22 protein-coding genes are annotated in these 24,860 nt (G+C 71.5%); 8 read left to right on the forward strand and 14 right to left on the reverse strand.

The genetic code is table 11. The features are described from left to right. From AB0M02_RS35645 to AB0M02_RS35660, 4 genes are read left to right on the forward strand one after another with little or no spacing between them, the layout of a single operon-like run. A complete protein-coding gene (locus AB0M02_RS35645) occupies positions 1 to 2,340 on the forward strand; it encodes a hypothetical protein (RefSeq protein WP_364235207.1) in 2,340 nt (779 codons plus the stop codon). Next, positions 2,337 to 3,974, forward strand: coding sequence for a hypothetical protein (locus tag AB0M02_RS35650; protein ID WP_364235209.1), 1,638 nt, complete (start codon positions 2,337 to 2,339; stop codon positions 3,972 to 3,974). The genes AB0M02_RS35645 and AB0M02_RS35650 overlap by 4 nt, the downstream gene beginning before the upstream one ends. Continuing rightward, positions 3,974 to 8,287 carry an FHIPEP family type III secretion protein gene (locus tag AB0M02_RS35655; protein ID WP_364235212.1) on the forward strand — a complete coding sequence of 1,438 codons (4,314 nt, stop codon included), beginning with the start codon at positions 3,974 to 3,976 and terminating at the stop codon, positions 8,285 to 8,287. The genes AB0M02_RS35650 and AB0M02_RS35655 overlap by 1 nt, the downstream gene beginning before the upstream one ends. Positions 8,288 to 8,289: 2 nt before the next feature. Then, positions 8,290 to 9,852 carry an FHIPEP family type III secretion protein gene (locus AB0M02_RS35660; RefSeq protein WP_364235214.1) on the forward strand — a complete coding sequence of 521 codons (1,563 nt, stop codon included), beginning with the start codon at positions 8,290 to 8,292 and terminating at the stop codon, positions 9,850 to 9,852. 3 nt (positions 9,853 to 9,855) lie between these two features. Here AB0M02_RS35660 and AB0M02_RS35665 read toward each other — a convergent pair whose 3' ends face one another. Together AB0M02_RS35665 and AB0M02_RS35670 are read right to left on the reverse strand one after the other, a co-directional pair. Next, positions 9,856 to 10,626, reverse strand: coding sequence for an LLM class F420-dependent oxidoreductase (locus AB0M02_RS35665; RefSeq protein WP_364235215.1), 771 nt, complete (start codon positions 10,624 to 10,626; stop codon positions 9,856 to 9,858). Positions 10,627 to 10,636: 10 nt separating this feature from the next. Next, complete coding sequence (locus AB0M02_RS35670) at positions 10,637 to 11,080, reverse strand: hypothetical protein (protein WP_364235218.1); 444 nt, start codon at positions 11,078 to 11,080, stop codon at positions 10,637 to 10,639. A 129-nt stretch (positions 11,081 to 11,209) separates the two neighbouring features. Here AB0M02_RS35670 and AB0M02_RS35675 point away from each other — a divergent pair, with 129 nt between their 5' ends. After that, positions 11,210 to 13,006 carry a LamG domain-containing protein gene (locus tag AB0M02_RS35675; RefSeq protein WP_364235219.1) on the forward strand — a complete coding sequence of 599 codons (1,797 nt, stop codon included), beginning with the start codon at positions 11,210 to 11,212 and terminating at the stop codon, positions 13,004 to 13,006. Between the two features lie 297 nt (positions 13,007 to 13,303). Here AB0M02_RS35675 and AB0M02_RS35680 read toward each other — a convergent pair whose 3' ends face one another. Further along, positions 13,304 to 14,707 carry an MFS transporter gene (locus AB0M02_RS35680; protein WP_364235221.1) on the reverse strand — a complete coding sequence of 468 codons (1,404 nt, stop codon included), beginning with the start codon at positions 14,705 to 14,707 and terminating at the stop codon, positions 13,304 to 13,306. Between the two features lie 67 nt (positions 14,708 to 14,774). Here AB0M02_RS35680 and AB0M02_RS35685 point away from each other — a divergent pair, with 67 nt between their 5' ends. After that, entirely contained in the window at positions 14,775 to 15,326 is a 552-nt protein-coding gene (locus tag AB0M02_RS35685; RefSeq protein WP_364235222.1) for a TetR/AcrR family transcriptional regulator, read from the forward strand. A gap of 6 nt (positions 15,327 to 15,332) precedes the next feature. Here AB0M02_RS35685 and folP read toward each other — a convergent pair whose 3' ends face one another. Further along, positions 15,333 to 16,202 carry a dihydropteroate synthase gene (folP, locus tag AB0M02_RS35690; protein WP_364235224.1) on the reverse strand — a complete coding sequence of 290 codons (870 nt, stop codon included), beginning with the start codon at positions 16,200 to 16,202 and terminating at the stop codon, positions 15,333 to 15,335. A gap of 285 nt (positions 16,203 to 16,487) precedes the next feature. On the opposite strand from folP, the gene AB0M02_RS35695 reads away from it, so the two are divergent. After that, positions 16,488 to 17,906 carry a hypothetical protein gene (locus AB0M02_RS35695; RefSeq protein ID WP_364235227.1) on the forward strand — a complete coding sequence of 473 codons (1,419 nt, stop codon included), beginning with the start codon at positions 16,488 to 16,490 and terminating at the stop codon, positions 17,904 to 17,906. Here AB0M02_RS35695 and AB0M02_RS35700 read toward each other — a convergent pair. Next, complete coding sequence (locus AB0M02_RS35700) at positions 17,890 to 18,363, reverse strand: DinB family protein (RefSeq protein ID WP_364235228.1); 474 nt, start codon at positions 18,361 to 18,363, stop codon at positions 17,890 to 17,892. The two genes, AB0M02_RS35695 and AB0M02_RS35700, sit on opposite strands and share 17 nt — an antisense overlap. Beyond that, on the reverse strand, positions 18,360 to 19,058 hold the full coding sequence (locus AB0M02_RS35705) for a nucleotidyltransferase domain-containing protein (RefSeq protein ID WP_364235230.1): 699 nt from the start codon (positions 19,056 to 19,058) through the stop codon (positions 18,360 to 18,362). Before AB0M02_RS35705 ends, AB0M02_RS35700 begins: the two co-directional genes overlap by 4 nt. A gap of 132 nt (positions 19,059 to 19,190) precedes the next feature. Between AB0M02_RS35705 and AB0M02_RS35710 the strand changes: the two genes are divergently transcribed. Next, positions 19,191 to 20,177: a DNA topoisomerase IB gene (locus AB0M02_RS35710; protein WP_364235233.1), complete on the forward strand. Its 987-nt coding sequence runs from the start codon at positions 19,191 to 19,193 to the stop codon at positions 20,175 to 20,177. Between the two features lie 8 nt (positions 20,178 to 20,185). On the opposite strand, the gene AB0M02_RS35715 is transcribed toward AB0M02_RS35710, so the two are convergent. From AB0M02_RS35715 to AB0M02_RS35750, 8 genes are all read right to left on the reverse strand, one after another. Next, a complete protein-coding gene (locus AB0M02_RS35715; protein WP_364235235.1) occupies positions 20,186 to 20,737 on the reverse strand; it encodes an exonuclease in 552 nt (183 codons plus the stop codon). Between the two features lie 9 nt (positions 20,738 to 20,746). Beyond that, positions 20,747 to 21,091 carry a hypothetical protein gene (locus tag AB0M02_RS35720; protein ID WP_364235238.1) on the reverse strand — a complete coding sequence of 115 codons (345 nt, stop codon included), beginning with the start codon at positions 21,089 to 21,091 and terminating at the stop codon, positions 20,747 to 20,749. 13 nt (positions 21,092 to 21,104) lie between these two features. Then, the gene (locus AB0M02_RS35725; RefSeq protein WP_364235240.1) at positions 21,105 to 21,605 is read right to left on the reverse strand and encodes a nucleotidyltransferase domain-containing protein; all 501 of its coding nucleotides are present in this window, start codon (positions 21,603 to 21,605) and stop codon (positions 21,105 to 21,107) included. A 43-nt stretch (positions 21,606 to 21,648) separates the two neighbouring features. Continuing rightward, positions 21,649 to 22,140 carry a hypothetical protein gene (locus AB0M02_RS35730; protein WP_364235243.1) on the reverse strand — a complete coding sequence of 164 codons (492 nt, stop codon included), beginning with the start codon at positions 22,138 to 22,140 and terminating at the stop codon, positions 21,649 to 21,651. Further along, positions 22,137 to 22,475: a type VII secretion target gene (locus tag AB0M02_RS35735; RefSeq protein ID WP_364235245.1), complete on the reverse strand. Its 339-nt coding sequence runs from the start codon at positions 22,473 to 22,475 to the stop codon at positions 22,137 to 22,139. Before AB0M02_RS35735 ends, AB0M02_RS35730 begins: the two co-directional genes overlap by 4 nt. Further along, positions 22,472 to 22,891 (reverse strand): hypothetical protein, encoded by a 420-nt coding sequence (locus AB0M02_RS35740; RefSeq protein ID WP_364235246.1) that lies wholly within the window; start codon positions 22,889 to 22,891, stop codon positions 22,472 to 22,474. The genes AB0M02_RS35735 and AB0M02_RS35740 overlap by 4 nt, the downstream gene beginning before the upstream one ends. 111 nt (positions 22,892 to 23,002) lie before the next feature. Beyond that, entirely contained in the window at positions 23,003 to 23,689 is a 687-nt protein-coding gene (locus AB0M02_RS35745) for a hypothetical protein (protein ID WP_364235248.1), read from the reverse strand. A 28-nt stretch (positions 23,690 to 23,717) separates the two neighbouring features. Then, the gene (locus AB0M02_RS35750; protein WP_364235250.1) at positions 23,718 to 24,716 is read right to left on the reverse strand and encodes a hypothetical protein; all 999 of its coding nucleotides are present in this window, start codon (positions 24,714 to 24,716) and stop codon (positions 23,718 to 23,720) included. Positions 24,717 to 24,860: the final 144 nt, after the last annotated feature.

Genomic DNA, 24,860 nt, shown 5'->3' on the forward strand with positions numbered 1-24,860 from the left:
ATGCGAGCACAGACCGCCGCCCGGCACCAGGTGTACGACCTGGAGCGCGATCACGAGCGGCTCGGCGCGCTGGTGCGGGCCGGTGTGCCGGCTGATCGCCCATGGGTGGCGACGGAGCTTAAGGCCCGGCTGGCGGCGGCCGCCGCGCTGCTCGACGATCTGCGGACCCTGGTCACCGGCCCGGTTGACGCCGGTTTCTGGCAGGCTCTGCAGACCACGCGCGCCGAGATCCGCGCGGCCGCCGGCGACGTGCTGGGCCTGGTCGGCGGGCTCGCGCTCGGCGGCGCGCCGGACACCGCCGCGTCCCCACTGGACGGCGGGTTCTCCCGGCTCGCCCAGCAGTGGCTGGACGGACTGCGCGGACAACTCCGTGTCGATCAGCCGATCGTCGTCGTGGCGGGCCCGGCCCTGCCGCCCGGCACCGCGAGTACCGTCGTCCGAGTTCCGTTCCCCGGGCTCGGCCTCTGGGATCTGCCGCTGCTCGCCCGGCCGGTGGCGCTGCTCGCCGTCGCCGAACGAGCCGATACCGGACCGCTGGCCGCCGAGTTCGAGGCGGACGCGGCGGACCTGTTCGGGGTGGCGCCGGGGGCATTGCCCGAGCACTTGCGGGTCGTCGCCGCCGACATGGTGGCCACGGTGGCCGCCGGGCCCGCGTACCCGATCGCTCTCCTGACCCGGGAGCTGGACCCGGCCGGTCCCGGCTGGCCGCAGCGGATCCGGGCCGTTCGCGACGTGCTGGCCCGCTTCGACACCGGTGCCGCGGCACGCGGGTGCGCGGCGAACCTCTACCGTGACGTGCTGGCCGGCTTCGACGCACTCGCGGCCGAACTACTGCCCGGCGGCCTTCCCGCGGTGGCCGGTCACGACCTGCTGTACACCCGCGTCGTGCGGCCGCTCGCCGGGCACCTGCTTCCGGTCACCGACCGGACCTGGCAGTGGGCGGGCGCACAGTGTGACAGCTGGTTCAGCCACCGTGGGCCGCCCGCGGTGCTCGACGCGGGACTGTCCGAGACCGTGGCGCTCAACGTCTTCTGGCGGGCGAAGCTGGCCGGCGCCGCCGACGACCGTCTGACCGAAGCCGGGCAGGACCTTCTGGACGGTGTGCGGCGGATCATGCCGCGCCCGTCCCGGCGGCTCGGCGCGCCGGGCGTCGTGGCGACCCGCCTGTGGTTGCTCGACCGGGAGTGGGCGGCGTTACGCGCCTGCCTCGACAACGAGTGCGTTCCGGTCGCTGCCCGCCAGGCCGTCCGCGCCCGATTCCTTCGGCTGCTCAGCGAGCAGCGGTATCACCTGGACCGGGTCCGGGGCGGTCCGGCGCCGGACTGGCCGCAGCTGGCCGGTCTCGCCGAGCGCGCCGTTCCGGTGCGGCGTGAGGCCCGCGAGTTCCTGTGCGGTGCCATGCTGGTCGCCGCCCACCTCGACCGTGATCAGGGCCCGGAGGCCGGCGTGCCCGCGGGCACGTGCGCGCTCGCCGACCGCTTGCTGACCGATCTCACCGGGCGCACCGGTATCGGTCACGGCACGCACACCGTGCTGGGCCCGGAACCGATGCTGGAGACCGCGACCGGGCTGATGCGGGTACGCCTGCCGGACTGGTCGCCGTGGAGCCTGCCGCTGGTCGTCCACGAGTTCGGCCACCTGGTCGCCCGGGACACCGAGGCGTTCACGGCCTGGCGTGCCCGGCGCGTGGCCACGGTGTCCGCCGGCGGCACCCCGGCGGAACAGACCGCTGCCCGCCTGGAGGAGCACTTCGCCGACGTGCTGGCCACGTACACGGCCGGGCCCGCCTTCGCGGCCGCGATGGTGCTGCGGCATCTGGAGCCGGTCGCGGCCGCTGCGCCGCGCGGCAGCCATCCGTCGCACGCCGACCGTGCCGCGGTCATCCTGCACGTCCTGCGGCGGATGAACGACGCCGAACACGCAGCGCGCGGCCCCGGCCCGTTCGCGGGTGTCATCAGCGACCTGACGACCGGCTGGGCGGGCGTGCTGGACAGCGCGGGGGAGGACGCCGGCCGTGCGGCTGCCGCGGTCTCCACCCTGGCCGACGAGCTGGCGGACCAGGTCGAGACGTACTACCGGCTGGGCGTGGCCTACCTGGGCCGGCGATGGACGTGGGCCGCGCGTGCGGCCGGGATGCTCCGGGCGGGCTCACCGGGCCTCGCACGGCTGCGGGAACAGTCCGGCGGGAACCACGACGGCCTCGACCTGATCGATGTCCTCAATGTGCTGTGGGCCGCGCGGCTCGCGCAGGCCGAACCGTCACGACGGCTCGATGCGGTGGCACGGGAGCTGGTCACCGAGTTCTGCGCACTGCACAAGGCGAACGGAGTGACGCCATGACCGACGACGACGCCGATGTGGTCCTGCGGGCGGGCCTGGCCGAGGCCCAGCGGGAGTGCGTGCAGATCCAACTGTGGCTCTCCGAGCGGGAAACGCATCCGTTCGGTGGCGACTCCAAGAGCATGGACAGGGCATTGGGAAGCCTTCTGAACGAGGCATGGACACTGAGCCGCCGCGCACGATCGGAACTCCGGGCCGGCAAGCTCAGCGACGCCTGGGCGACGTACGCGGAGCTGCAACGCCACCTGCCGAGCCTGTCGACCGAGCTGCTGGCGCTGATCGGCGGTACGTACCTGATGCGGAACAACCTGGACGACATGCGCCCCCGCTACGACAAGGACGACGAGCTGATCGGGCCGGATCAGCCCATCTCGTTCTCGGAGGTGGCCCGGGGACTGCTCAACGATCTGTCCAGCCGTGCCGGCAAGCTGAACGGCTCGTTGCTGATCGTCGGCGAGGAGCGCCAGGGGCCGGTTCCGGCGACCATCATCCGGCTCCGGTTCCCGTCGTGTGACCTGTGGAACCTGCCGTTCATCGCCCACGAGTACGGATATCTCGTCGCGCAGAAGGATCCGCCGGACGCGTTCCGGAGCATGCGGGACGAGGTGCGCCGGCTGGTCGACCCCGGTACGCACGGCGGCGATCCGCCGGATGCCGCCTGCTATCTCCCGGAGGTTCAGCGGCTGTGGCACCAGAACCTGGATCCCGATCTGGCCGACCCGTCCGGCGCCACCGACACCGGTCCTCTGCGGGAGCTGGCCGACCGCCAGGTGGCTCACCTGTGCCGGCTGTTCGCCGACGCCTTCGCGACCTACTTCGCCGGGCCCGCGTACGTCTACGCGCTGCTGCGCCTGCGGTTCCGGCCGGATCCGTCGCTCACCGAGCCGGGCGCGACGCTGCCGTCGTTCGTGCAGCGCTTCTTCTTCGCGTACGAGACGCTCCGGCTCCTGGACACGACCGAGGAGCTGTACAACGAGCCGCCCCTGAGCGACATCTTCGCGGGCGAGACGCCGTTCCAGAACGAGACGAACCGTACGACCGGCCTGTACAACGAATGGCGGATCGCCCTCGCCGGCGCCGGCCTGGCCGAGGATGTCCAAGAGCAGGACCGCATCTACGAATCGGCCCGCGCGTCCCTGCAACCGTGGCTCGACCAGGTCTGGACGGCGCTGCGGAACCGGGACTGGCTCGGCCGCCGGGCCGTCCCGCACGTGTACTGGGACTGGGCCGACGCGCTCGAACTCCGGGACCACCTGAGTGCGCCGCCGAAGCTGAAGCTGCAGCACTGGGCGGTGGTCAACGCTGCCTGGCTGGCCCGGATCAAGGAGGGCGAGAACGCCGTCCAGCCGATCGAGGTGGAGGCGCTCCGGCTGCTGGACGCGAAGCAACCGCGCCAGGGCGCGAACGCCCCGGAGCCGGCGGACCCGGGTCCCGGGCCGTCGCAGGCCGACGTGAACCTGGTGCGACGAGCGCTCGCCCGTACGCCGAACACGCTGCGATTCTTCGACAGCGACACCGCTAATACACCGGTCGGCGGCCGGTTAGGGGAACGTACTTCGATCATCGAAGCGCTCGCGGGCAATGTGCCGGCCACGGACGCCTACGCCCGCCTCACGGATCCCGGGAGGTCGTGATGGATCCGTCCGGCACCGAGTACGGACCGCCGCAGCCGGCACGGCCGCTCGAGCAGGTGTACGCCGAATTGGGTCACACGCTCCTCGCGGAGGGGCGCGCCGCTGGGGAGGCCGGCGACCGGTTGCTGGCGGAGCGGAGGTTCGCGGCGGCGGTCGACGCGTTCGGCCGTGCCGCGCGGCGCAAGCCGGACGTGGCCGTGCTTCAGCTCCATCTCGCCGACGCGTGCCTGCAGAACGGGCAGCCGGCCGTTGCGTTGCGCGCGTACGTCCACGCGGCCGAACTGTCGGACGCCGTCGCCACGGACGCCCTCCGGCGGGCCCAGCCGTTGCTGACCGGCGAACTGGCTCGCCGGCATCGCGGCCTGATCGACCGTTGGCGGGACCGGAGCTGGCCGGCGGCCGCCGCGGCCGTGCACAGTTTCCTCGGCCGGTTGGCGTCTCTGGTCGGTGAGGACGCGATCGCGGTCCAGCACTGGCGTCTGGCGCTGACGGCTCAGCCGGACGATCTGGCGGCCATGGAGCAACTCGGCACGGAGCTGCGCCGGATCGGTGAGCCCAAGGAGGCCGCCGCGGTTCTGCACGCCGCGTGCGCGAGGGCCGACGAGCGGGATGACCGGGAACGGCGCGGCTCGCTGCGCCTGGCCCTCGGCGAGACGCTGCTTGCCGCCGGGGAGTCCGACGAGGCCGAACGCGTGCTGATCGAGGCGTTGCCACTGGTGGACGCGGTTCGGCACGGCGCCGTGCGGCTGGCCCTGGCCCGCAGCCTGGCCGGCCGTGGTGAGTCCGGCGCAGCGCTGGAGGCCGCCGCGGCGGCAGCCGGTGACCCGATGGCGCCCGTGGCGGTACGAGCGGACGCGGCCGTGCTGCGGGCCGAGTTGTTCGCCGGCCGGGGAGAACCCGCCGAGGCGGCGGCGGAGGCCAAGATCGCACTCGGGCTGGTTCCGACGCACGCCACGGCGATCCTGGTTCGCGCGCGGGCGCTGCTCGACACCGGCGGCGAGGCCGACCAGGCGCTTCGGCTCGTCCAGGTCTATCTGCGGCAGCGCCCGGACGATCTGCAGGGGCACCGCCTGCTGGCCCGCGCGCTGCGGGGTGCCGGCCGCCCCCCGCTGGAACTCGCCGCCGCCCTGGAACAACTGGCCGCGCGGGTCCCCGCCGCCGAGCAGGCTCCGGTGCGCCTGGACCTGGCCGAGGCGCAGATCGCCGGCGGGTTGTCCGAGGCCGCCCGCGCCACGCTCGACGAGGTGGCAGAGCGGGATCCCGGCCTGACCGGTGACCCGCGCTTGACCACACTGCGGGACCGGCTCGACGTGGTGGAGCTGCGTCACCGCGCCGAGGAACGGTCGGCGGCCGGTGACCCCGGTGCCGCGGCGCTGCTCTGGCGCACGGTGGCGGAGCGGTCCGGATCGGACGCCGAGGTCCAGCTCCGGCTGGCCGAGGCCTCCCTCGCCGCCGGCGACGACGAAGCCGCGCGGGAGGCCGCGCAGTCCGCCTACCTGTGGGGCAGCGGATACGACATCGAGGTCGCCGCGCAACTGCTCCTGGCCCGGGTGGCCGAACGGGCGGAGGAACCGGTGGCGCGGGCCGACGCGCTGCTCGAGGCCGGCCGCCGCCGGTACTGGCAGGGCGAGCACATGGACGAGGCGCGGCAGCTGCTCGAGGAGTCGCACCGGCTGCGATCTGACCACCCGCTGACCATGTGGTACCTCGCGGACCTGGCACTGATCCGCAGCATGAGGCCGGACGGACGTCTGGATCCGCAAGCCGTCGACGACGGCCTGCGGTGGTGGGCGGAGGCAGCCCGGCTCGCCCAGCCGGACGCGGAGACGTCCTGGACGCTGCTCACGCGCGCGTTCCTGCTGGTCTTCGCTTCACGGATGCCGAACGCGGACACGAGCGAGCTGACCTGGGAATCCATGGTGGCCCTCGAACGCGGCCTCCTGCTCGCCGAGACCAACTCGGCCATGACGGCCCAGTTGGCCGCCTGCCACCTCAACCTGCGGAACCTCCGGCACGCCCGGGAGATCATCGACGCCGTGCCGGCGGACGTCCGCGCCGGGCACGGGCCGTTGAGCCAGCAGGGTGTGGCGATTCTCGTCAACGAGGGCAGGTACGACGAGGCGATGCGCGCGCTGGAGGAGCCCGGCGCCTTCGGCGTCGCATGGTCCAGCGCGGTGCTTGCCATGCTGCACCGTCGTCACGGTGACCCGGCGAAGTCGGTCGCTCCGGCCCGGGCGGCGGTGGCCGAGGAACCGGACGACGCCGACTACATCGCCCTGCTGGCCGAGGCACTCACCGCGGTGGGGGAGAGGTCCGCGGCGATCGAGCACTGGGAGCGGGTGTGGAACAGGCGTGACGTCATCGGCGAGATCGCGCAGGTCGAGACGATCTGCTTCGCCGGATACATGCTCGCTGTGCTGGCCTCGCCACCGAAGGGTGAGTTGCTCGACCAGGTGATCACCCGCCTGGAGAGCGCCCGGGACGACCGGGCCGCTCGCCCGCACGAGGAGCCCAACATCTCCTGCAACCTCGCGCTGTCCTATCTGGCGGCGGGGCGCCTTGCGCACGGCCGGCGGGCCATGACCGGGGTGCTGGAGACAGCGAACGTACCGGCCGACGTCGACAACGTGATCGACGACCTGACGGCACTGCGGAAACTCTCCGCGGAGTGGCCGCACGCCCGGTTGCTCGCCGGCGAGTTGGACGTCCTGGGAGCAGCGGCCGCCACCCGGCGGGCGGCACTGGACCGCGCCCGGCTCAGCGCCGCACAGGAGCTCGTCAGGGCCCTCCCGGCCGGGCCGGGAAGCTGGCCGGAGACCGGTGCGCTGGCCGGCCTCGCCCGCCGGGACCTCGCGGCCGGCCGGCTCGCCCGGGCCGCGCACCGGTACCGGACGTTGCTCGACGCCTCCCGGCCACCGTTCCCCGAGGCGGCGATCGCGCTGCGGCACATCGCTGACACCTACCGTGACCGGGGCGATCAGGCCTTCCGCGGCGGTGACAGCGGCGGTGCGGTGCGGCAGTGGCGTCTGGCGCGAGCGGCGCTGCTCGGTGCGGGTGCCGATGACTCCGGCATGTCGCAGGTGAGCACGAGGCTGTCCTTCGGTGCACTCACCGCCGGTGATCCGAGGGCGGCCCGGGACGCGGTGCACGCCGCGCTCATCGATGCGGACCCGGCCGCGATCGGCCGTACCGGTGTCGCACTGATCTCCGAGCCGGAACAGTACTGGCGGCTCGACGACCAGTGGGCGGCCCTCGCCGCTGACGGGGATCTCGGTGCCGTGGTGACCGAGGTGCGCACGGCGCTGCGGGCATACCTGATCGAGGCGCTGGAGATCGACAGCAGCGAGGAGGAGACGCAGTATCCGGTAGTCGCACCGATCGTCCTCGAACTCGGCGCGGGGCTTGTGGCGGACAACACCAGCACGGAGGGATGGAGCCTGTTCCAGGAGTACATCCCGGACATGCGTGGCGCGATCGAGAGCGACCTCGGCATCACCGTGCCGGGTGTGCGGGCGCGCCCGAACGCGGCGATCGAGGACGGCGAGTACGTCATCCGCCTCGATGAATGCATGACGGCCACGGGCCGGGTACCGCTCGACATGACCTGGTTCGCCGATCCCGCCGCGCGTACCTTCGTGCCAGGACGCTTCGTGAGCGAGGATCCACGCACCGGCCGGTCCGGCCGGTGGGTGACGGCCGCCGAGGCGGCCGAACTGCGCGCGTCCGGCCACTCGGTGGAGACCGAGCCGATCGAGTTCGTGATCCACCACCTCGAGGCGCAGTTGCGAGTGAACTGTGCTGCCTTCCTCGGTATCGAGGAAGGCAGCACCCTGCTCGATCGCTGGGGGCAGGACAGCGAGCTGGCGGCACTGATCGGGGCGGCCGCCCCCGATCCGGTCACCCGCCTGCGGCTGCTCCGCCTGCTGCGCGGGCTCGTCGCCGAACGGGTGCCGCTGACCGCGCCGCGCGAGATCGTGACGGCGGCGCGGGACTTCGGCCTGCGGACCGGCAACATCACGGCGGCCGTTGACGCCGTCCGCCGGGCGGTGCCGCATCTGCTGGCCGGCAACGCGGCTCACGCGGTCCGCTTCCGGCTTCCGGCGAAGGTGGAGAAGGACTTGGCCGGGATACCGGCCGGCGCCGTCACGGAGTACCTGCTCGCCGCGATTCCGGACGCCCCGGACCTGGTTGTCGTCACATCGACTTCGGAGCTGCGCCGAGTGGCCCGGCGGCTGCTCCGTGGCCGTCGCCCGGTACTCGACGTGCTCACCGTGGATGAACTGCGTGATTCTCCGGTGGAGAAGAGGAGCTGACGATGACACGCGAACCGCCCGCCTTGACGGTGGAGGCCGTGGTGTCGCCCTCGGCCGCGGGTGTCCTGGCCCGTACGGACCTGGACCGGCTCGGCGACCGCGTCAGCGCCGGGCTCGCCGGCCTGCTGAACGCCCTCGGTGTGCCGGGGCGGCCGGTGGTGCGGGTCCGGTCCGGGGACCGTCCCGCGCGGCCCGGCCAGCCGGTGCGTCTGGTCGTGGGTGACGTGCGGTGCCGATACCCCGACTCCCTTCCGGCCCGGATCGCCGAGGCCGACAGCGGCGTGCGCGACGGCGACGCCACCCTCCCGGCGGAGAGCCTCGCGAACCTCTGCGTCGAAGCCGTGCGCCGGCAGCCCGGTGTTCTCGTCGGCCTGCCGCAGGCCCAGGCGTACGCCGAGGACCTGGGCGGAGAACGGCCGGACCCGGACTGGCTGCGTCAGGTGCTCGCCGGCGTCCTGGACCTGCGGGTGTCGGTGTCGAGACGATCGCTGGTGGCCGAGATCCTGGGCGAGGCCGGACCGGACCCCACGACGGCCCGGGAAGCCCTGGTCGCCCGGCTGCGCCCGGAGACTCTGGACATCCAGCTCGCACCGGACTACCTGCGCGAGTTGTTCACCCGCGACCTCGTCCCGGTCGCAGGACAGGGCCTGTTCGCGCGCCTGCGCGACATCATGTTCGAGGAACTGGGGATGAGGCTGCCGCCGTTCCGCCTCGTACCGGCCGCGCACCTCGGCCCCTGCCGCATCGCCTTCAAGATCAATGACTTGGCCGGGCATCCGGTGCTGGGGCTCTCACCCGGCACCGTGCTGCTCAGCGAGCCCGCCGGCCAGGTACACGCGCTCGGGTTCGACGCGACGCCGGCCCGGAATCCGGCGACCTCGCAGGAGGCCTGCGTCGTCGCCGAGGACGTGTCCCGGGCGAACGACCTGGACGGCGTCACTCCGCTCACCTACCTCGTGCTGGAGCTCGCGGCGGTGCTGCGCCGGCACGCGGACTGCCTGATCGACGTGACGGGCACCGGCCGGCTGCTCGACCTCCTCGAGTACCTCTACCCCGCATTGCGCGCCGCGGTACCGCAGTCCCCGGCGGAGGTCACCTCGATCCTGCGTGGCCTGGTCGCCGAGGGGGTCCCGATATCCAACCTGCGGCGGATCACCGGACGGCTCGTGGACGCCGGCGACGAGTTCCTCGCGGAGGTTCCGGTTGCGGGACGGCTGCCGGAGTTCGTCCGCCTCGGCATGCGCCGTGAGCTTGCCCGGAGCAACAGCTGGCAGCCCGGCACCGCAGCCGTGTATGCCCTGGACCCACAGATCGAGACGTCGCTCTCGGCCTCCGCCGGGAGCGACCTCGACCGGGCCGCCGACGCCGTGCTGGACCTGCTGTCCCACTCGATCGACGCGAACTGGACGCAGGTGTTGCTCACCAGCCCCGAGGTGCGGCCCCGGCTGGCCCGGCTGCTCCGGGCGGAGCTGCCACATCTGCGGGTGCTCAGCTACGACGAGGTGGACCCGCAGTTCGACGCGGTGGTCCTGGAGCGTCTCTCGCTCCTGTCATCCGCCGGGTGAGGATCAGCTGTTCTGCTCGTCGCGCCAGGACAGCCACTCCCGCAGCGGCCCCAGATCCGGCTTCGGCCCGCCGACGCCCACCGTGAACAGCGACGCCCCCAGCGACCTCATCTGCTCCGCCCCGGACAGATCCACCTCGACCGACACCTCGATCTCCGCCGGATCCCGGCCGACCGCCGCGCAGTGCTCCCGCAGGATCCCCAGCTTCCGCTCCAGCGTCGGCGCGTCCGCGAAGCTGTGCCAGATGCCGGCGTGCCGTGCGACCAGCCGCAGCGTCTTCTTTTCCCCGCCGCCGCCGATCAGCACCGGGATCTTGCGGGTCGGCGCCGGGTTCAGCTTCGCCCAGCGCGACTCGATCCGGGGCAGCGCCGCCGCCAGGTCGTCGAGGCGCCCGCCGGCCGTGCCGAACTCGTAGCCGTACTCGGTGTAGTCGCGTTCGAACCAGCCGGATCCGATGCCGAGGATCAGGCGGCCGTCGCTGATGTGGTCGACGGTGCGGGCCATGTCGGCCAGCAGGTCGGGGTTGCGGTAGCTGTTGCAGCTGACGAGGGCGCCGATCTCCGCGCGCGAGGTGGACTCGGCCCAGGCGGCGAGCATGGTCCAGCACTCGAAGTGGAGGCCGTCGCGTTCGCCGTACAGCGGATAGAAGTGGTCCCAGTTGAAGAGGATGTCCACTCCGAGTTCGTCCGCCTCGGAGGCGGTGCGGCGAATGGTTGCGTAGTCCATGTGCTGCGGCTGCAACTGCAGCCCGATCCGAACCGGCCTATCGATCATGCGGCAAAGACTACGTGCAGGTGCCGTCGAGCTTCTGGCCGATCGTGGCGAATTCGCCGTTCAGGAACACCGCCGGGTCGTCGGCGGCGGCGGCGCGGTTGAGGTCGGCGGCGATCGCGTCGACGGCCTGTCGCTGGGCGGCGTCGGTGGTCTGTTCGCCGGCGGTGGTGATCTGGCCGGCCATGTCGGCGAACGTCTTCTGCATGCCCTCGCGGGCCTCGGCGCCGTCGCCGGTCGCATACTCCGCCAGCCGCAGGCCGCCCTGGGTGAGGATCGCGTAGACCGCACTGCACACGTATTTCGGCTGGCCGGCGGAGGCCGAGGGCACGGGCCTGAGGCTGACCGGCACCGGCAGGGAGCGCGGTTCCACCTCGATCTCGCACCCGGCGATGCCGCCGGCGATCAGAGCCGCGGCCAGGGCGGTGGTCAGGGTGGTGCGGCGACGTTGCGGCACGACATTCCCCCTCATCGATCAGATGTACGCGGGGCAGCATAGCCTTTGGCGCACCGCTGGTCCGATACCTTTGTGTGGGGTGAGAAGTTAGCTACCAACGTGGCCAATCTCCCCAAAAATGGTAAATCGGTGGTTCGCCGGGTTCTGCTGACCGGCGTCGCGACCGTCCTCGTCGCGGCCGGCGGCACCGCGTTCGCCGAGATCGTCTCCTCGGATCCGGTCGTGTCGCCCTCGTTCAACGGTCCCGTCTACGCGGTGGCCTACCGCGGTGACACCGTCTTCGTCGGCGGCAACTTCACCAGCGCGGTGGTCGGCGGCAAGAACTTCCCCCGTACCCGGCTCGCCGCCTTCAGCGCCCGCACCGGCGCGCTGATGGACTGGAAGCCCGCGGCCGACGCGAACGTGCGCGCGCTCGCCGTGGACGGTGACGTCGTCTACGCGGCCGGCGACTTCGACAAGGTCAACGGGGAGAACCGGGACGCGGTCGCCGGGATCGGCGCCACCAGCGGCCTGCTCACCTCGCTGCGGCACACCGTCCTGGGCCAGCCGAACGCCCTGGTCGCCGGGCACGGCCGGCTCTACCTCGGCGGCCGGATCACCGCGGTGGACGGCGTGCCCCGGTCCAACCTGGCCGCCTTCACCACCGCAACGGGCGCCCTCGACGCCTGGGCGCCCGCCACCGACGACGCCGTGAACAGCCTGGCCGTCACGTCCGACCGCGTGTACCTCGGCGGGCGGTTCCACCGCACCAACAACGTGAGCTCCACGCTGCGGCTCAGCGCGGTCGACCCGGCCACCGGCGTACTCGACCGCACCTTCCTGCCGAAGCCGGTCTCGCAGGTCTTCGCGCTCACCGCCACCGACGACGGCGTGCTGGCCGCGCTCGGCGGCCAGGGCGGGCGGGCCGTCTCGTACAACCGGACCGGGCAGACACGCTGGACCCGCGTGTTCGACGGCGACGCGCAGGCGATCACTGTCCTGGACGGCACCGTCTACGTCGGCGGCCACTTCGACAAGGCGTGCACGACCACGAACAACGGCGCACGCGGGATCTGCACCGACGGCTCGGTGACGCGCGGCAAGCTGGCGGCCGTCGACCGCGAGGGCAACCTCCTGGAGTGGTCACCGCAGGCCAACGGGGTGGCCGGGACCCGGCAGCTGGCAGCGAGCACGGCCCTCGGCGCGATCAGCGCGGTCGGCGACTTCACCACGGTCGCCGGGCTGGGCCGCAAGCGCTACGTCTCGTTCGCCGGTGTCACGCCGCGCGAGGAGGCCGCTCCGGCGCCCGTGGCGGCCGTGGCCGCGTACAACTTCGACACCACGATCGCGGACGGTACGTTCGACGACGGCTCGGGCCGCGGTCACCTGCTGCGCGCGGTCACCCGCAACGGCGGTGCCCCAGTGATGGTGCCGCACGGCAACGGGCAGGCGATCCGGTTCCCGGCGAAGTGCGCCGGCGACGGCTGCCCACGGCTGATCCTGCAGGCCGAGGGCACGGACGACCTCAACCCGGGCAGCAAGGCGCTGAAGTACGGCGCGGGCGTGCTGCTGTCGCCGGCCGAGACCGGGCGCGGGGAGAACATCCTGCAGAAGGGGTACTCGACCGGGGGCGGCCAGTACAAGCTTCAGGTGGACGGGCTGAGCGGCAAGCCGAGCTGCGGAATCGGCGACAGGGCCGGCGGCGCGGTGCACGTGGCCCGCAGCCGCACATCGGTGGCCGACGGCAAGTGGCACTCCCTCGAATGCCGCCGCACCGGCCCGACCCTGTCCATCCTGGTCGACGACCGCTTGGAGTCGAGCGTCCCGGTGCCACCCGCCCTGTCGGTCGACACCGTCCACCCGTTCACCGTGGGCGGCAAGGGCGTGGGCACCGACAACGACCAGTTCCACGGCACCCTCGACGACATCTGGGTCCACATCGGCTGAGCCGCCGCTGTCCGCGCGCCTCGGAGACAGAGTTGCGTGTGCCGGTCGGAGGGCCGGCACACGCAGACTCTTCTACCGCCGGGGCTGTCCGGCGGTCGCTCTCCGGCGCTGCCGGGTGTGTGGCGCGAGGCGGGATCGACCGGCGAGGACGGTGCCGGTGTCCTCGCGGTGAACTCCCGGAGGCGCTGAATTGAAGGTCATCGTTGCAGTCATGTTGCGCGGATGCAACAGTCCCAGTCCAACTGTTTCACCAACAAACCAACTGTGTGGAGTTCGGCCTCTCTGCGCACCCCAACTTCACACGGTGGGTTTGGTGGGGAGGAGGGTGGCGATGACTGCGCCGACAGCGAGGACGGCGGCGCCGGTCAGAACCGCCGGGCGGAGGCCGTCGACGAAGGCCTGGTGTGAGGTGAAGCCGCCGTGGGTGCTGAAGATGGAGGAGAGGGCGGCCACGCCGGCGGCGATGCCGAACTCGCGGATGGTGTTGTTGGCGCCGGAGGCTACGCCGCGTTCGGACTCGGCGACGCTGCCGAGTGTGACGGTGCTGATCGGTGCGAAGGTCAGGCCCATGCCGATGCCGGCCAGCAGGAACGCGCCGACGAGGCTGCGGTAGGAGGCGTCGGCCGAGGTGGCCAGCCCGATCCAGAGGATGCCGGCGGCCAGGAAGACCTGTCCGGCGACGATCAGGTTCCGCAGGCCGAGGCGGGCGCCGAAGATGCCGGCGAGCGGGGCGACCACCATCGGGGCGGCGGTCCACGGCAGTGTGCGAAGTCCCGACTCGAGCGGACTGAGTCCCTGCACCACCTGGAAGAACTGGGCGAGCAGGAACACCGAGCCGAAAGCGCCCGCGGAGAAGGTCAGCGTGACGACGTTGACCAGGCTGAACGAGCGGGACTTGAAGAGGGAGAGCGGCAGCATCGGCGTACGATTGCGGCTTTGCCAGAAGAGGAACCCGGCGAGAAGCGCGACGCCGGCGCCCAGCATGAGTGGCACCCGGCCGGTCGTCCATCCCTTGTCGGGACCGTCGACGACGCCCCAGACGAGCAGCAACATGCCGCCTGCGGAGAGAGCCAGGCCGAACGGGTCGAGCTTGCGGGCGCCGCCGCGTGACTCGCTGAGCACGGTGGCGGCGAGAACCAGGGCGACCGCGCCGATCGGCACGTTGACCCAGAAGATCCAGTTCCACGCGAGGCCCTCGGTGACCGCGCCGCCGACGACCGGGCCGACCGCGACGCCGAGGCCGGTGATGCCGCCCCAGATGCCGATCGCGGCGTTGCGCATCCCGTCCGGGACCGCCGCGGCGAGCAGTGTCAGTGACAGGGGTGCGATGGCCGCGCCGCCGATGCCCTGCAGCGCGCGGGCGGCGGTGAGCTGCCACGGCTCGACGGCGAGCGCGGCACCGGCCGAGGCCAGCGTGAACAGGGCGATTCCGGCCAGATACATCCGGCGGCGGCCGATGCGGTCGCCGAGCGCCGCCGCGGTGAGCAGGAACGCGGCGAACGGCAGCGTGTACGCGTTGACGAACCACTGCAGGTCGGAGATGGACGCGCCGAGGTCGACCCGGATCACCGGGAGCGCCGTGCTGACGACGAGGTTGTCGAGGGCGCCCATGAAGGCCGGGATGCCGACGGCGGCTATCACCAGGCCGAACGGGCGCGCCCGCCGAACCGGCGGGTGCGAAGGCGCGAGGGTGGTGGTCACTACGTCCCCCAGTTGTTGTTATCCACTGATAACTAAGACCGTAAGCATCGACTGATAACATGTCAACATGGTTCGCACCCGCCTCACCGCCTCCGAGCGCCACGCCCAGCTCGTCCAGGCTGCCGTCACGGCCTTCGCGCAGGGCGGTTACGCAGGCACGACGACCGATCAGGTGGCACGGATCGCCGGCGTCTCGCAGCCCTATGTGATTCGCCTCTTCGGCTCGAAGCAGGAGCTGTTCCTGGCGACCACCCGTCATGCCGGTGATCGCGTGCAGGCCATCTGGCGTGCCGCCGCGGAGAAGGACCCGACGCTGCCCGGCCTGGGCGCCGCCTATAAGGAGCTGCTGGCCGAGCGCGACCTGTTGGTGGTGCTGCTGCACGGTTTCGCGGCGGCGGGCGATCCCGTGCTGGGCGACGCGGTGCGCGCCTGTTATGGAGAGCTCTTCTTTTTGGTACGGGAACTGACGGGCGCGTCGGCCGAGGAGGTGCGCGACTTCTTCGCCGCCGGAATGCTGATCACCGTGCTCGGCGCGATGCGCGTCCTCGGCGCGGACACCGTTCCGATGCAGCCGTGGATGACCGAACTTCTGGGAACTTTGCCCTATTCAGAAGAATAAATCGGTTCATGTCATGTTGTGGCGTGTGTAGACCGGCTCTCGCCAGCCCAGCATCGCCTCGGTCATGCGGATCGCGTCGGAGGCCGCCCGCACGTCGTGTACCCGCATGATGCGCGCGCCGCGCAGGATGCAGAAGACCACCGTGGCGAGGGTGCCGGCGAGGCGTTCCTGCTGGGGGCGGTCCAGCGTCTCCCCGATGAAGTCCTTGTTGCTCAGCGCGGCCAGCATCGGGTATCCGATCGCGGCGATCTCGTCCAGCCGCCGGGTGATCTCCAGTGAGTGCAGGGTGTTCTTGTTGAGGTCGTGACCCGGGTCGATGATGATCTGGTCCGGCCGCACGCCCCGGGACAGCGCCAGCTCGACCTTTTCCCGCAGGAACGCGCCCACCTCGGCGGTGACGTCGCCGTACTGCGGCCGGGGATAGAGGGTGCGCGGCGCCGCCAGGCTGTGGCAGATCACCAGCTGGGCGTCGGTGCCGGCCACGGCGTCGGCCATCGCGGGGTCGCGCAGGCCCGAGGTGTCGTTGACGACCCCGGCACCCGCCTTGATCACCTCGCGGGCCACCTCGGGGCGGAACGTGTCGACGGAGACCACCGCCAGGTCCCGGGCCGCCTCGACGACGGGCAGGACCCGGTCCAGCTCCTCGGCGGCGCTGACCTCCGGGCCGGGGGCGAACGGCACGCCGCCGATGTCGATCCAGTCGGCGCCGTCGGCGGCCGCGGCCCGCACCGCCTCGGTCGCCTTCTCGAGAGCGAACGTGCGGCCCCGGTCGTGGAACGAATCGGGCGTACGGTTCACGATCGCCATCACGACGACCCGCCGGGAGAAATCGTATGTCCGGCCGCCGATCACCCGGGCGCCATCCTGCTCACTCACGGGTCGGACCCTAACAGGCGCGTGCGTCGTACCCCTGATCTGGGGTTTTGTCCCTGATCGACCTGTGCTGCGTTTGCCTGAAGGCCGGGCCCGGCCCCGAGGGGTTCCTGGAGTTCTTCACCAAGGAGCTCCGCGACCATCCGGGCGGCAGGTGAGCTCGGGTGAACCGGCTCCAGCCTAACGTGGGACAGCGGCGCCGGTCGATCGGGTGAAAGGCGGTGCCGGGCCGCGGTGACGTCGACCTACGCTGGCGGCTCACCGCGATCGGCCCTGGAGGATCCCCTGTTGCTGAACGGCCTCGCCCGTAATCCCGCACTTCCCCGCAAGCTGCTGCTCGCCCTGATCCACCTGCACGGCGAGGCCGCCGCGGACGGCCTGAGCCGTCGGCGTCCTCTGGAGGAGGCGGCGCTGGCCGCGATGCTGGCGCACTCCGATCACCGGGTCCGGGCTGCCGTCGCGGCGAACACGTCGGTCGGCACCGAGGTCCGGCTCGGGTTGCTGCGTGATCCGCACCGGATCGTACGGAACCGGGTCGTCCAACAGCGTGATCTGCCGATTCCGGAGTCCGGCCTGGTCGTCACGCTCGAGCGTCTCGACTGGTTCCGGCAGCGCGACCTGCTGACCCCGCAGGAGGAGCTCGGCGAGATCCAGGAGGAGGTGTGGCGGGACCGCCGGCTGCTGCGCGTGCTGGCCCGGCATCCGGAGGAGCGCTACCGGCTGATGGCCTGCACGTTCGGCGAGCAGCTCGAGGAGGCCGAACGGGACGTGCTGCTCGGGGACCCGTCGGCGGAGGTGCGCGCCGCGATCGCCGAGCGGCTGGCGGAGGACGCGCGGCCGCGTACCCCGGCTGAGCTGGACGGCGAACGGGGCTGGGGCCGGACCGCGGTGCTGGTGCGGCCACTCACCGCCGAACTGCTCGACCGGGTGCTGTCCTCGGGCGACGCCGAGGATCTGTACCGGCTCACCCACAACCGCCACCTGCCGCCGGCGGCGGTCGAGGCGCTGGTGAACTCTCCGGACCCGGAGGTCCGTCGCTCCGCGGCCGGCCGCGCAGATCTCACCGCAGCCCAGGCGGCCCGGCTCGCGGCCGATCCCGATCAGTCGGTGCGGACGGCTGTCTCGGTCCACCCGGCGCTGACCGAACGGCAGCGGGCGGCCATGGTTCCGGCCCTCGACGACGGGCTGTCCCTCCAGCCCCGGCGCCCGGCTCCCGGGGAGACGTCGGTGTGGGCTCGCTCGGTGAACCCGATTCTGCGCCGCTGGGCCGCCCGCGATCCGGACCTGGGGTCCGCCGACGCCGAGAGGCTGGCCGTGGATCCGGACGACCGCGTCCGGGCCACGCTCGCCGAACACCATCCCGCGGCGCCGCCGGAGCTGCTCCTCTGGGCCTACCTCTCGAAGCCCGGATCCAGGAGCCGGCACCGGCCCGGGTTTCCCACCGAGGGGCTGGCCCGTCACGCCGGCGACGAGAACGCCCAGGTCCGCCTGCTGGCGACCCTCGACCCGGAAGCCGGCCCGGCGCTGCTGGAGACGCTGCTGACCGATTCCCACGCTGATGTGCGTGCGTCCGCGGCGGCCCATCCGCGCCTGCCGGTGAAGCGGATCCTGGCCCTGCTCGACGATCCCGACCTGGGCGGGCACGCCGCCGCGAACCCGGCGCTGCCGGTGACCGAGATGGAATCCCTGATCAATTTCGGCTGCTGAGGATCTGCTCCCGCAGGATATCGGCGTGGCCGCAGTGCTGGGCCAGCTCGCGCAACACGTGCAGCAGCACCCAGCGCAGCGGCAACGGCCCGCGCCGGTTACCCCGCAGCACATCGTCCAGCCCGAGGTCCGCGGTGGCTCGCCGGGACGCCGCGCAGGCGTCCCGGTACTCCCGCAGCACCGACGTGACAGTGTCGTCGTCGCCGAGCACGAACGACTCGTCCGGCGTCTCCGGGAGGCCGAGCTCGGCCCGCGACCGGCAGGTGATCGCCTCGTCGAACCAGACCCTCTCCACGAACGTGGCGTGCTTGACCAGGCCGAGCAGGGTGGTCCGGGACGGCACCAGCGACCGCCGCGCCTCCTCCTCGGTCAGCCCGTCCAGGCTGTCGGCGAGCGCCCGCCGGTGCTCGTCGATGAACAGGTCGAACTGGTCACGAAGCGGTTGATCGAAACTCACTCGAGGAGCATGGCAGACGAGCGGATGAGCGTGATGTCGTCACCCCACGAGTCGAGAAGGTCGCCGTGGCCCAGCGAACGGGCCAGGTCCTCGACCGCCGGGAACAGCCGCAGCGCCGCGTTCGGCAGGGCGGCGGGGGCGAGCAGGGTGTTCCACTCGCCCGGCAGGGGGTGGGTGGAGAGCTCCCACGGCAGGTACTTGTTGTACGGCCGGAGCCGCCCGTGCAGCGCGAACACCGTCTCCAGCAGCCACGGCACCGACTCGATGAGATCGAGACGGGCGACGTCCGGGAAGCCGTCGCGGCGGCTCTTCACCGCGCGGTAGAGCTGGTTCACATACGCGTCGAGGTACTCCCGGGCATCCGAGACGGCCTCCGAGGCGGTGAGCGTGGCCTGCCGCCGGACCAGCTCGGCGATGTGCCCGTCGAGCCGGTCCAGCAGCACCTGGGCGCCGCGGAAGCCGTACCGCACCCAGCGCACGGACGTGTCGGTGAGCGCGGCGACCGTGCACACGGTCTCGTCGAGGTCGGCGCTGCGGACACGGTGCTGCCACGGCTGGTCCTGGCTGTCGACGACGAGGGTGACGTCGAGGTCGGAGTGCGGCCCGGCCAGCCCGCGCGCGTGCGAGCCGGTCAGGACCAGGCCGAGCACTGCCGGGTCGGCGGTGGCTCGTTCGACGACCGTGGCGATCCGCATGCCGCAGACTAGCGCGGCTCGCCGGCCGGCAGTGGCATAGGGCGATCCGGCACGGGGTACGCAGCGAACGCGGCCCGGTCCACCCCGCCCTGCTGGAAATCACCGCTGACGAGGTCCTGGAGGTGGCGTCCGTTGCGATTGCGGCGAAGCGATCTGTCCAAGCCCGGTTACGGCCGCAAGGGCTCCCGACTGCTCGACACCTCCGGCGCACCCTTGCGCTCGCGGTCCGACCTCGACCGGATCAAGAGCCTGGTCATCCCGCCCGCGTGGAAGGACGTGTGGATCTCCCCGGACCCGCGCGGCCACATCCAGGCGACCGGGGTCGACGACGCGGGCCGCAAGCAGTACCTCTACCACCCCGCCTGGCGCGAGCAGCAGGACCGGGCGAAGTTCGACCACGCCCTCTCGGTGGCCTCCCGCCTTCCGGACGTCCGCGACCGGCTCGACTCCGCTCTCACCGGCCGTGGCCTGACCCGTGACCGGGTCCTCGCGGCTGTCGTGCGGCTGCTCGACATGGGCATGTTCCGGGTCGGCGGCGAGGACTCGGCGGCCCGCGAGGAGGACCCGTCGTTCGGCCTGTCCACGCTGCGCCCCGAGCACCTGCGTGGCAGGGGCGGCTGTGTCCTGCTGGAGTTCACCGGCAAATCCGGCGTCTCCCACGCGGCCACGGTCGGCGACGGAGAGGTCTGCGCCGTGCTGCGCGATCTGAAACGCCGTCGTCGTGGCGAGGAGCGGCTGTTCGCGTACTGGGACCCGTCACGCCGCCGCTGGCAGGAGGTCCGGGCCGACATGATCAACGAGTATCTGCGCGAGATCAGCGGGGAGCAGATGACGGCCAAGGACTTCCGTACGTGGCAGGGCACGGTCGAGGCGGCGTCGTCACTGGCCGCCGCGGGTCCCCAGCTGACGAAGGCGAAACGCAAGAAGGCAGTGGCCCAGGCGTCGAGGGACGTGGCGTCGCTGTTGGGCAACACGCCGACGGTGGCGCGGAACTCCTACATCGACCCGCGGGTGATCGAGCACTTCGAGGAGGGGCGGGTGGCGGAGGTGCCGGAGGACGCCCCGCGCGAGAGGGTGGAGGAGGAGGTGCGGGAGCTGCTGGCGGGGGATACTGCTTGAGCACGCGGCTAGCCCCTTCTTTTCATGGCTGCTTCGAAGACCTGTGCCAGCTCCGCCGCGTCCTCGCCCGCGTGATGGGTGTGCGGCACCCCGGTCAGCCCGAGCGCGTGCTTGATCCTCCCCTTCCGCGTCTCCGCCCACTCCACGCCGGTCGCGCCCATCCACCAGCTGCGCAGATCCACCCCCGACCCGGTCGACCCGAACGGGCTGTGCCCCACGAACCGCACGAAGTACCAGTGCACGAACATCCCGTCCCACACCGCCGGCGCCGCGAGGAACACCGGCCGCCCGATCGCGCGCAGCCCGTTCACCCACTTCGCCGCCGCCCGCATGGCCTCGTCCGCGGCCGGCGCCTCCCGGAGCAGCCGATCCCGGTCCAGCCCCGACACGGCGAGCGCCTGCGGCACGAACTCCTCCGAGATCGGCCGCAACTCCGTGTAGAACGTCAGATCCGGCCGCCCCGCCACCGCCATCCCCAGCGACAACATGCTGTACGGCCCCGGAATGGGCCCGTCCGCCTCCACATCAACAGCGACATACAACTCCGGCAACCTGGTCACGGCCGCAGCCTAGAGGCGATCTTCGAAGTTGGCGCACACCTCGGCCGCCGCTCCGTCGGATCGGAGGTGGGTGAGGAGATCCCGCGCCAGCTGAACCTGGTCGTCCTCGGTGACGGAGGCATCGAGCGGGGTGACCTCGACCCGCCAGCGAAAATGGAGGTAGCCCGTCGTCGGATCGGCCGCCAGATTCTCGTCAGCGTCGTCGTTCGGCCAGACCTCCAGCCAATTCCCGCGGAGGTGGAGCGAATTGTCCTTCCTCCGCTGCGCATCGGGGAACACGGAGTGCAGGCTGTCAACCAGTCGCGCCCGCTCGACGTGGCGGTCGACCATGACGAGGAACTGGTTCTCGTCCAATCTCGGCGGCTCCTTACGCGAGCGGTCGGAACGGTCCGGTGTCGAGCTTACCGCCGACCCTGATCACCGAGAATTGGACCGGATGTGGTGATTCGGGATCGAGGAGGTCATGGCGTAGTCGCTGGAATTCAGGACCCAGGTCGAAGCTGGACAGCTGCCCGTTCCCGTTGATGCGGCGCAACATCGACTCTCTCAATCTCGTGCCCGGTCGTGCGCGGGCCAGGGCCTTCTCGGAGAGCTCGAAGAACGTGCGATCGTCGACCCGGAGGGCGACGTCGATGTCGGAGGACGGTCGTGCTGTGCCACGAACCCTGCTGCCCTGCACGACCAGGTGTCCGTCGGGCAGTCCCGCGTGCCGTTGAAGTTGGCGGGCACCGCGCGCGAAGCGCGCGAACTGCCTCTCCGTGAAACCCATGGGGATTCTGGTCTCAGGTGACGAATTCGGCGGGGCCGGACGGTTGATCCGCTTGACCGGTATTCTGGTGGCGGGCCGGCCGAACTGTTTGGCGGCCAATCTGGCGATGATTCCGGCGGCCGCTCCGAGAGGTTTCCGCGGCTTAGCCAATCACCGCCTCCATCGCTTCATCGATCAGGACGTTGATCGCCGCCTGGGTGAGTTGTTTGAATATCGGGACCTCGAGCAGAGAGGCTCCCAGGGTCGGCGCCGCCGTCGCGATCGCCTGGATGATCTGGGCGGCCAGCAGGGTCAGCTGGACGATCACATTGATCTTCATCGCGAGAACCACGCCGGCGCACAGAGTCAGGCCGCCGCCCACGGCGATGGCGCCGGCGTTTCCGCGAGTCAGCGCGGCCGCACCGCTGTCGTCCGCCTGCCACGCTTCCAGGAACTCGTTGATTGCCCGCGCTGTGTGATCATCGGCCATCTGGCGTGCGGCGACCGTGGCGTCGAGGCGGATGTCCTCGATGAGGTTCGCGAAGTCGAGCCATTGCCGGCCGAGACTGATCAAATGTTCCTCGTCGGACTCCGGCCACGCGTATCCCAGCTCGTTGAGAAGCGTGACCAGCTCGCCCGGCAGGCGGAGGCTCATGGTGGCTCCCACCGAGGGGTCTCCGCGATTCTTCCCGCGCTGTCCTCGTCCGCGTGCTGGAAGTCGTCGGCCATGGTGTGCAGCGCGTCCGCGAAGGCGGAGAAGCTGGCCGCCACCGAGGAGTACGACGCGTCCGCGATTCCCATCGCCGACCGGTACGACTCGCCGATGAGACTCCCGACGGGGTCCGTTCCGAAGATCTCGCCACGTCCGAAGGCCGCAGCGGTGTGTTGTCGCCACGCACCGTCGAGACGTTCGCCCGCGGCGCGTATCTCGTCCGCGGTGACGCGTAGAGCCGGCGGATGAACGTCGACGCCGTCGCTTGCCGCGTTCACCGCACGTCCCGCACTTTCTCCAGTCGCGCCACAGCATCCTGAACGGCGTGCACGAACGTGGTCATGCTCCGCAGAGAATCGTTCTGGATCTCGCGCAACTCGCCGGCGAGTGCCCGCCCCGCGGCGCGGGCGGACTCGGCGCCGTCGTCGCCGGCTCGGCCCGGCAGATCCTGGAATGCCCGGTTCACGGTGTCCTGGATCTCCGCTGCGAGAGTGTCCGTTCCCAGCCTCATGGCGCGTGGATCGATCGTGAGGAACTCGACCTGCTGAGGGCTGACGCGTACCTGGATCAAGCCGTCGCACCCACTGGCGAAGCCTTCTGCGTCGTCGGGCTGTGAGGCGGCCGTTTCGAGCGCCTTGGTGGCTCGTTCCAGGAGTGCGTCGAACGGCGCGGCGCCCAATGAGTCGTGTGTCAACGCGACCTCCGTCCCGGCTGTCGGATCGTCAGCATTCCGCCCCGAGCCATGGAAGTCGCCGAGTCGATCCAAGATCTGACAGGCGTCGATGCTTTCGGTTGCTGATCGCGTTCAGAAGTCCACGGCGGTGAGCCACCGGGCGCCCGGCGCCACCCGATACCGCATCGGCCCCGTCAGCTCGCGGACCACCGTCGGCATGTGTGCCGCGCCGAAGACCACCGCGACCTCCATGTCCTCGTCCGCGAACTCGCCGTCGATCTCGCGCAGCACCCCGAGCAGCAGCTCGTCGCGTTCCGTCATGACCTTTCGCTGCAGCCACTTGGTCGGTAGCTCGAACTCGGTGTCGTCGTCGACCTCGAGGTCCCGTTCTGCGATCCACTCGCGGCTGGTCAGTGCCATGTCCAGGGCCAGCGGTGGTGTCAGCAGCGCCACGTCGATCCATCCGTTGCGGGGCAGGGTGCGGTCGGGGCCGGCTTCCAGGCCCTCGACCGCGTCCGGGAAGATGATCGGTACGCCCAGCGCCCCGTAGTCGATGTCCTGATGCACCAGGTCCCGCCCGATGCGCTGGCGGGTCAGGCGCAGCGCCGCCGCGTACGCCATGCCGGTCGAACTCGGGCCGTCATACTGCTCGGCCACGACTGCCACGCAGGACCGCAGCCGCTCGGCGATCGCCTGGTAATAGTCCGGCCGCCCCACGTGGATGGTCGGGATCACCACGAACCGCAGCCCGCCCGGGCGCCGCCGGAAGACCGTGACGGCCGTGCGGATGCCGATGACGCTCATCTCCGTGAGCTGCATGCCCCCAGCGTAGGAACCCGGGGCCAGCTCACCAGAGCTCGTCCAGCGTGGCCGCCGCGCGCCTGGACGCCTCCTCGTGAACGTCCTCGAAGAAGTCCGTGGGCGGCGCCCACGACTCGCCCTCGAACCACGCGCTGGTCGCCCGGCGGACCTGCTGATCCACCCGATCGACCTCCTGCTGGGCGAGCAGTTCCCCGGCGTCCGGCCCGGCGTCCCGGATCCGCTCCTGCATGTCGTCCACGACCTGGGCGGCGGTCAGCCGCAGCGCCAGCATCGCCGCCCGTCGTTCGGTTGCCGAGCGGCTCCCGGGATCGTCGACCACGACCTTGCCGGTGGCCGTGCGCTCGATCCTCTCCGTCGTCCGGTTGCCCTGGCCGATCACGACCGCGCCCGCCCCGGCCACGCTTCCCGCCCGGCCGGGCTCGACGTCGATCCCGCCCAGGCCGGACAGGGACTCGGCCGGTGAGCGGCGCAGCCCGGCGTTGACCGCATCACCCAGCCCGGCGACGGCGTCCTCGCCCACGCGCACCCGTGCGAACAGATCGCGGGCCAGGTCGTCGTTGCGGTGTACGAGACGGTCCAGCCGCACGGCGCACCGTCGTACCACCAGGTCCTCGCGGGTCCGGATCCGGTTGTGGTCGCCGATCATGACACCTGAGCAGCCGTCGATCTCGAAGCCGCTGGCCGAGCGGATCGACTGGCTCAGGTGACGGATCGGCGGGGTGGGCGGCGGCCATTCGAGGCGGCTGCGCAGGCAGCTGCGGAACCTGTTGAACTCGCCCCGGGTCACGGGTTTCGCCAGGTCCCGTCCGCGGTGGAAGTCGTGCACGGCCCGGCGCACCGCCTCGGCGTCCCGGCGTTCGACCTGCACCTGCTTGATGCGATAGCGGTAGCGCACCTCGACCCGGTTGTTGTCACCGATGACGACCGCGCGTGATCCGGTGACGCGCATCGGCCCGGTGTGTTTCAGGCGGGGCACGGTGACCGAGGCGCGCCCGGCCGCCGGGGCGACGACGTCGAGGCGCACATTCCACCATTTCGGCGCCGGCTCCGGGGTGGGCTTGGCTGTGCGGAGAAGGTACGCCCCGAGCGAACCCGGAGACTCTGCCCGCAGGTCCCGGAGTGCTCTCTGACTCGGTTGCGCCGCAGCCGGCGGTGAACTGGACCTGGA

The sequence above is a fragment of the Actinoplanes sp. NPDC051861 genome (genome assembly GCF_040681145.1).
GTDB lineage: Bacteria > Actinomycetota > Actinomycetes > Mycobacteriales > Micromonosporaceae > Actinoplanes.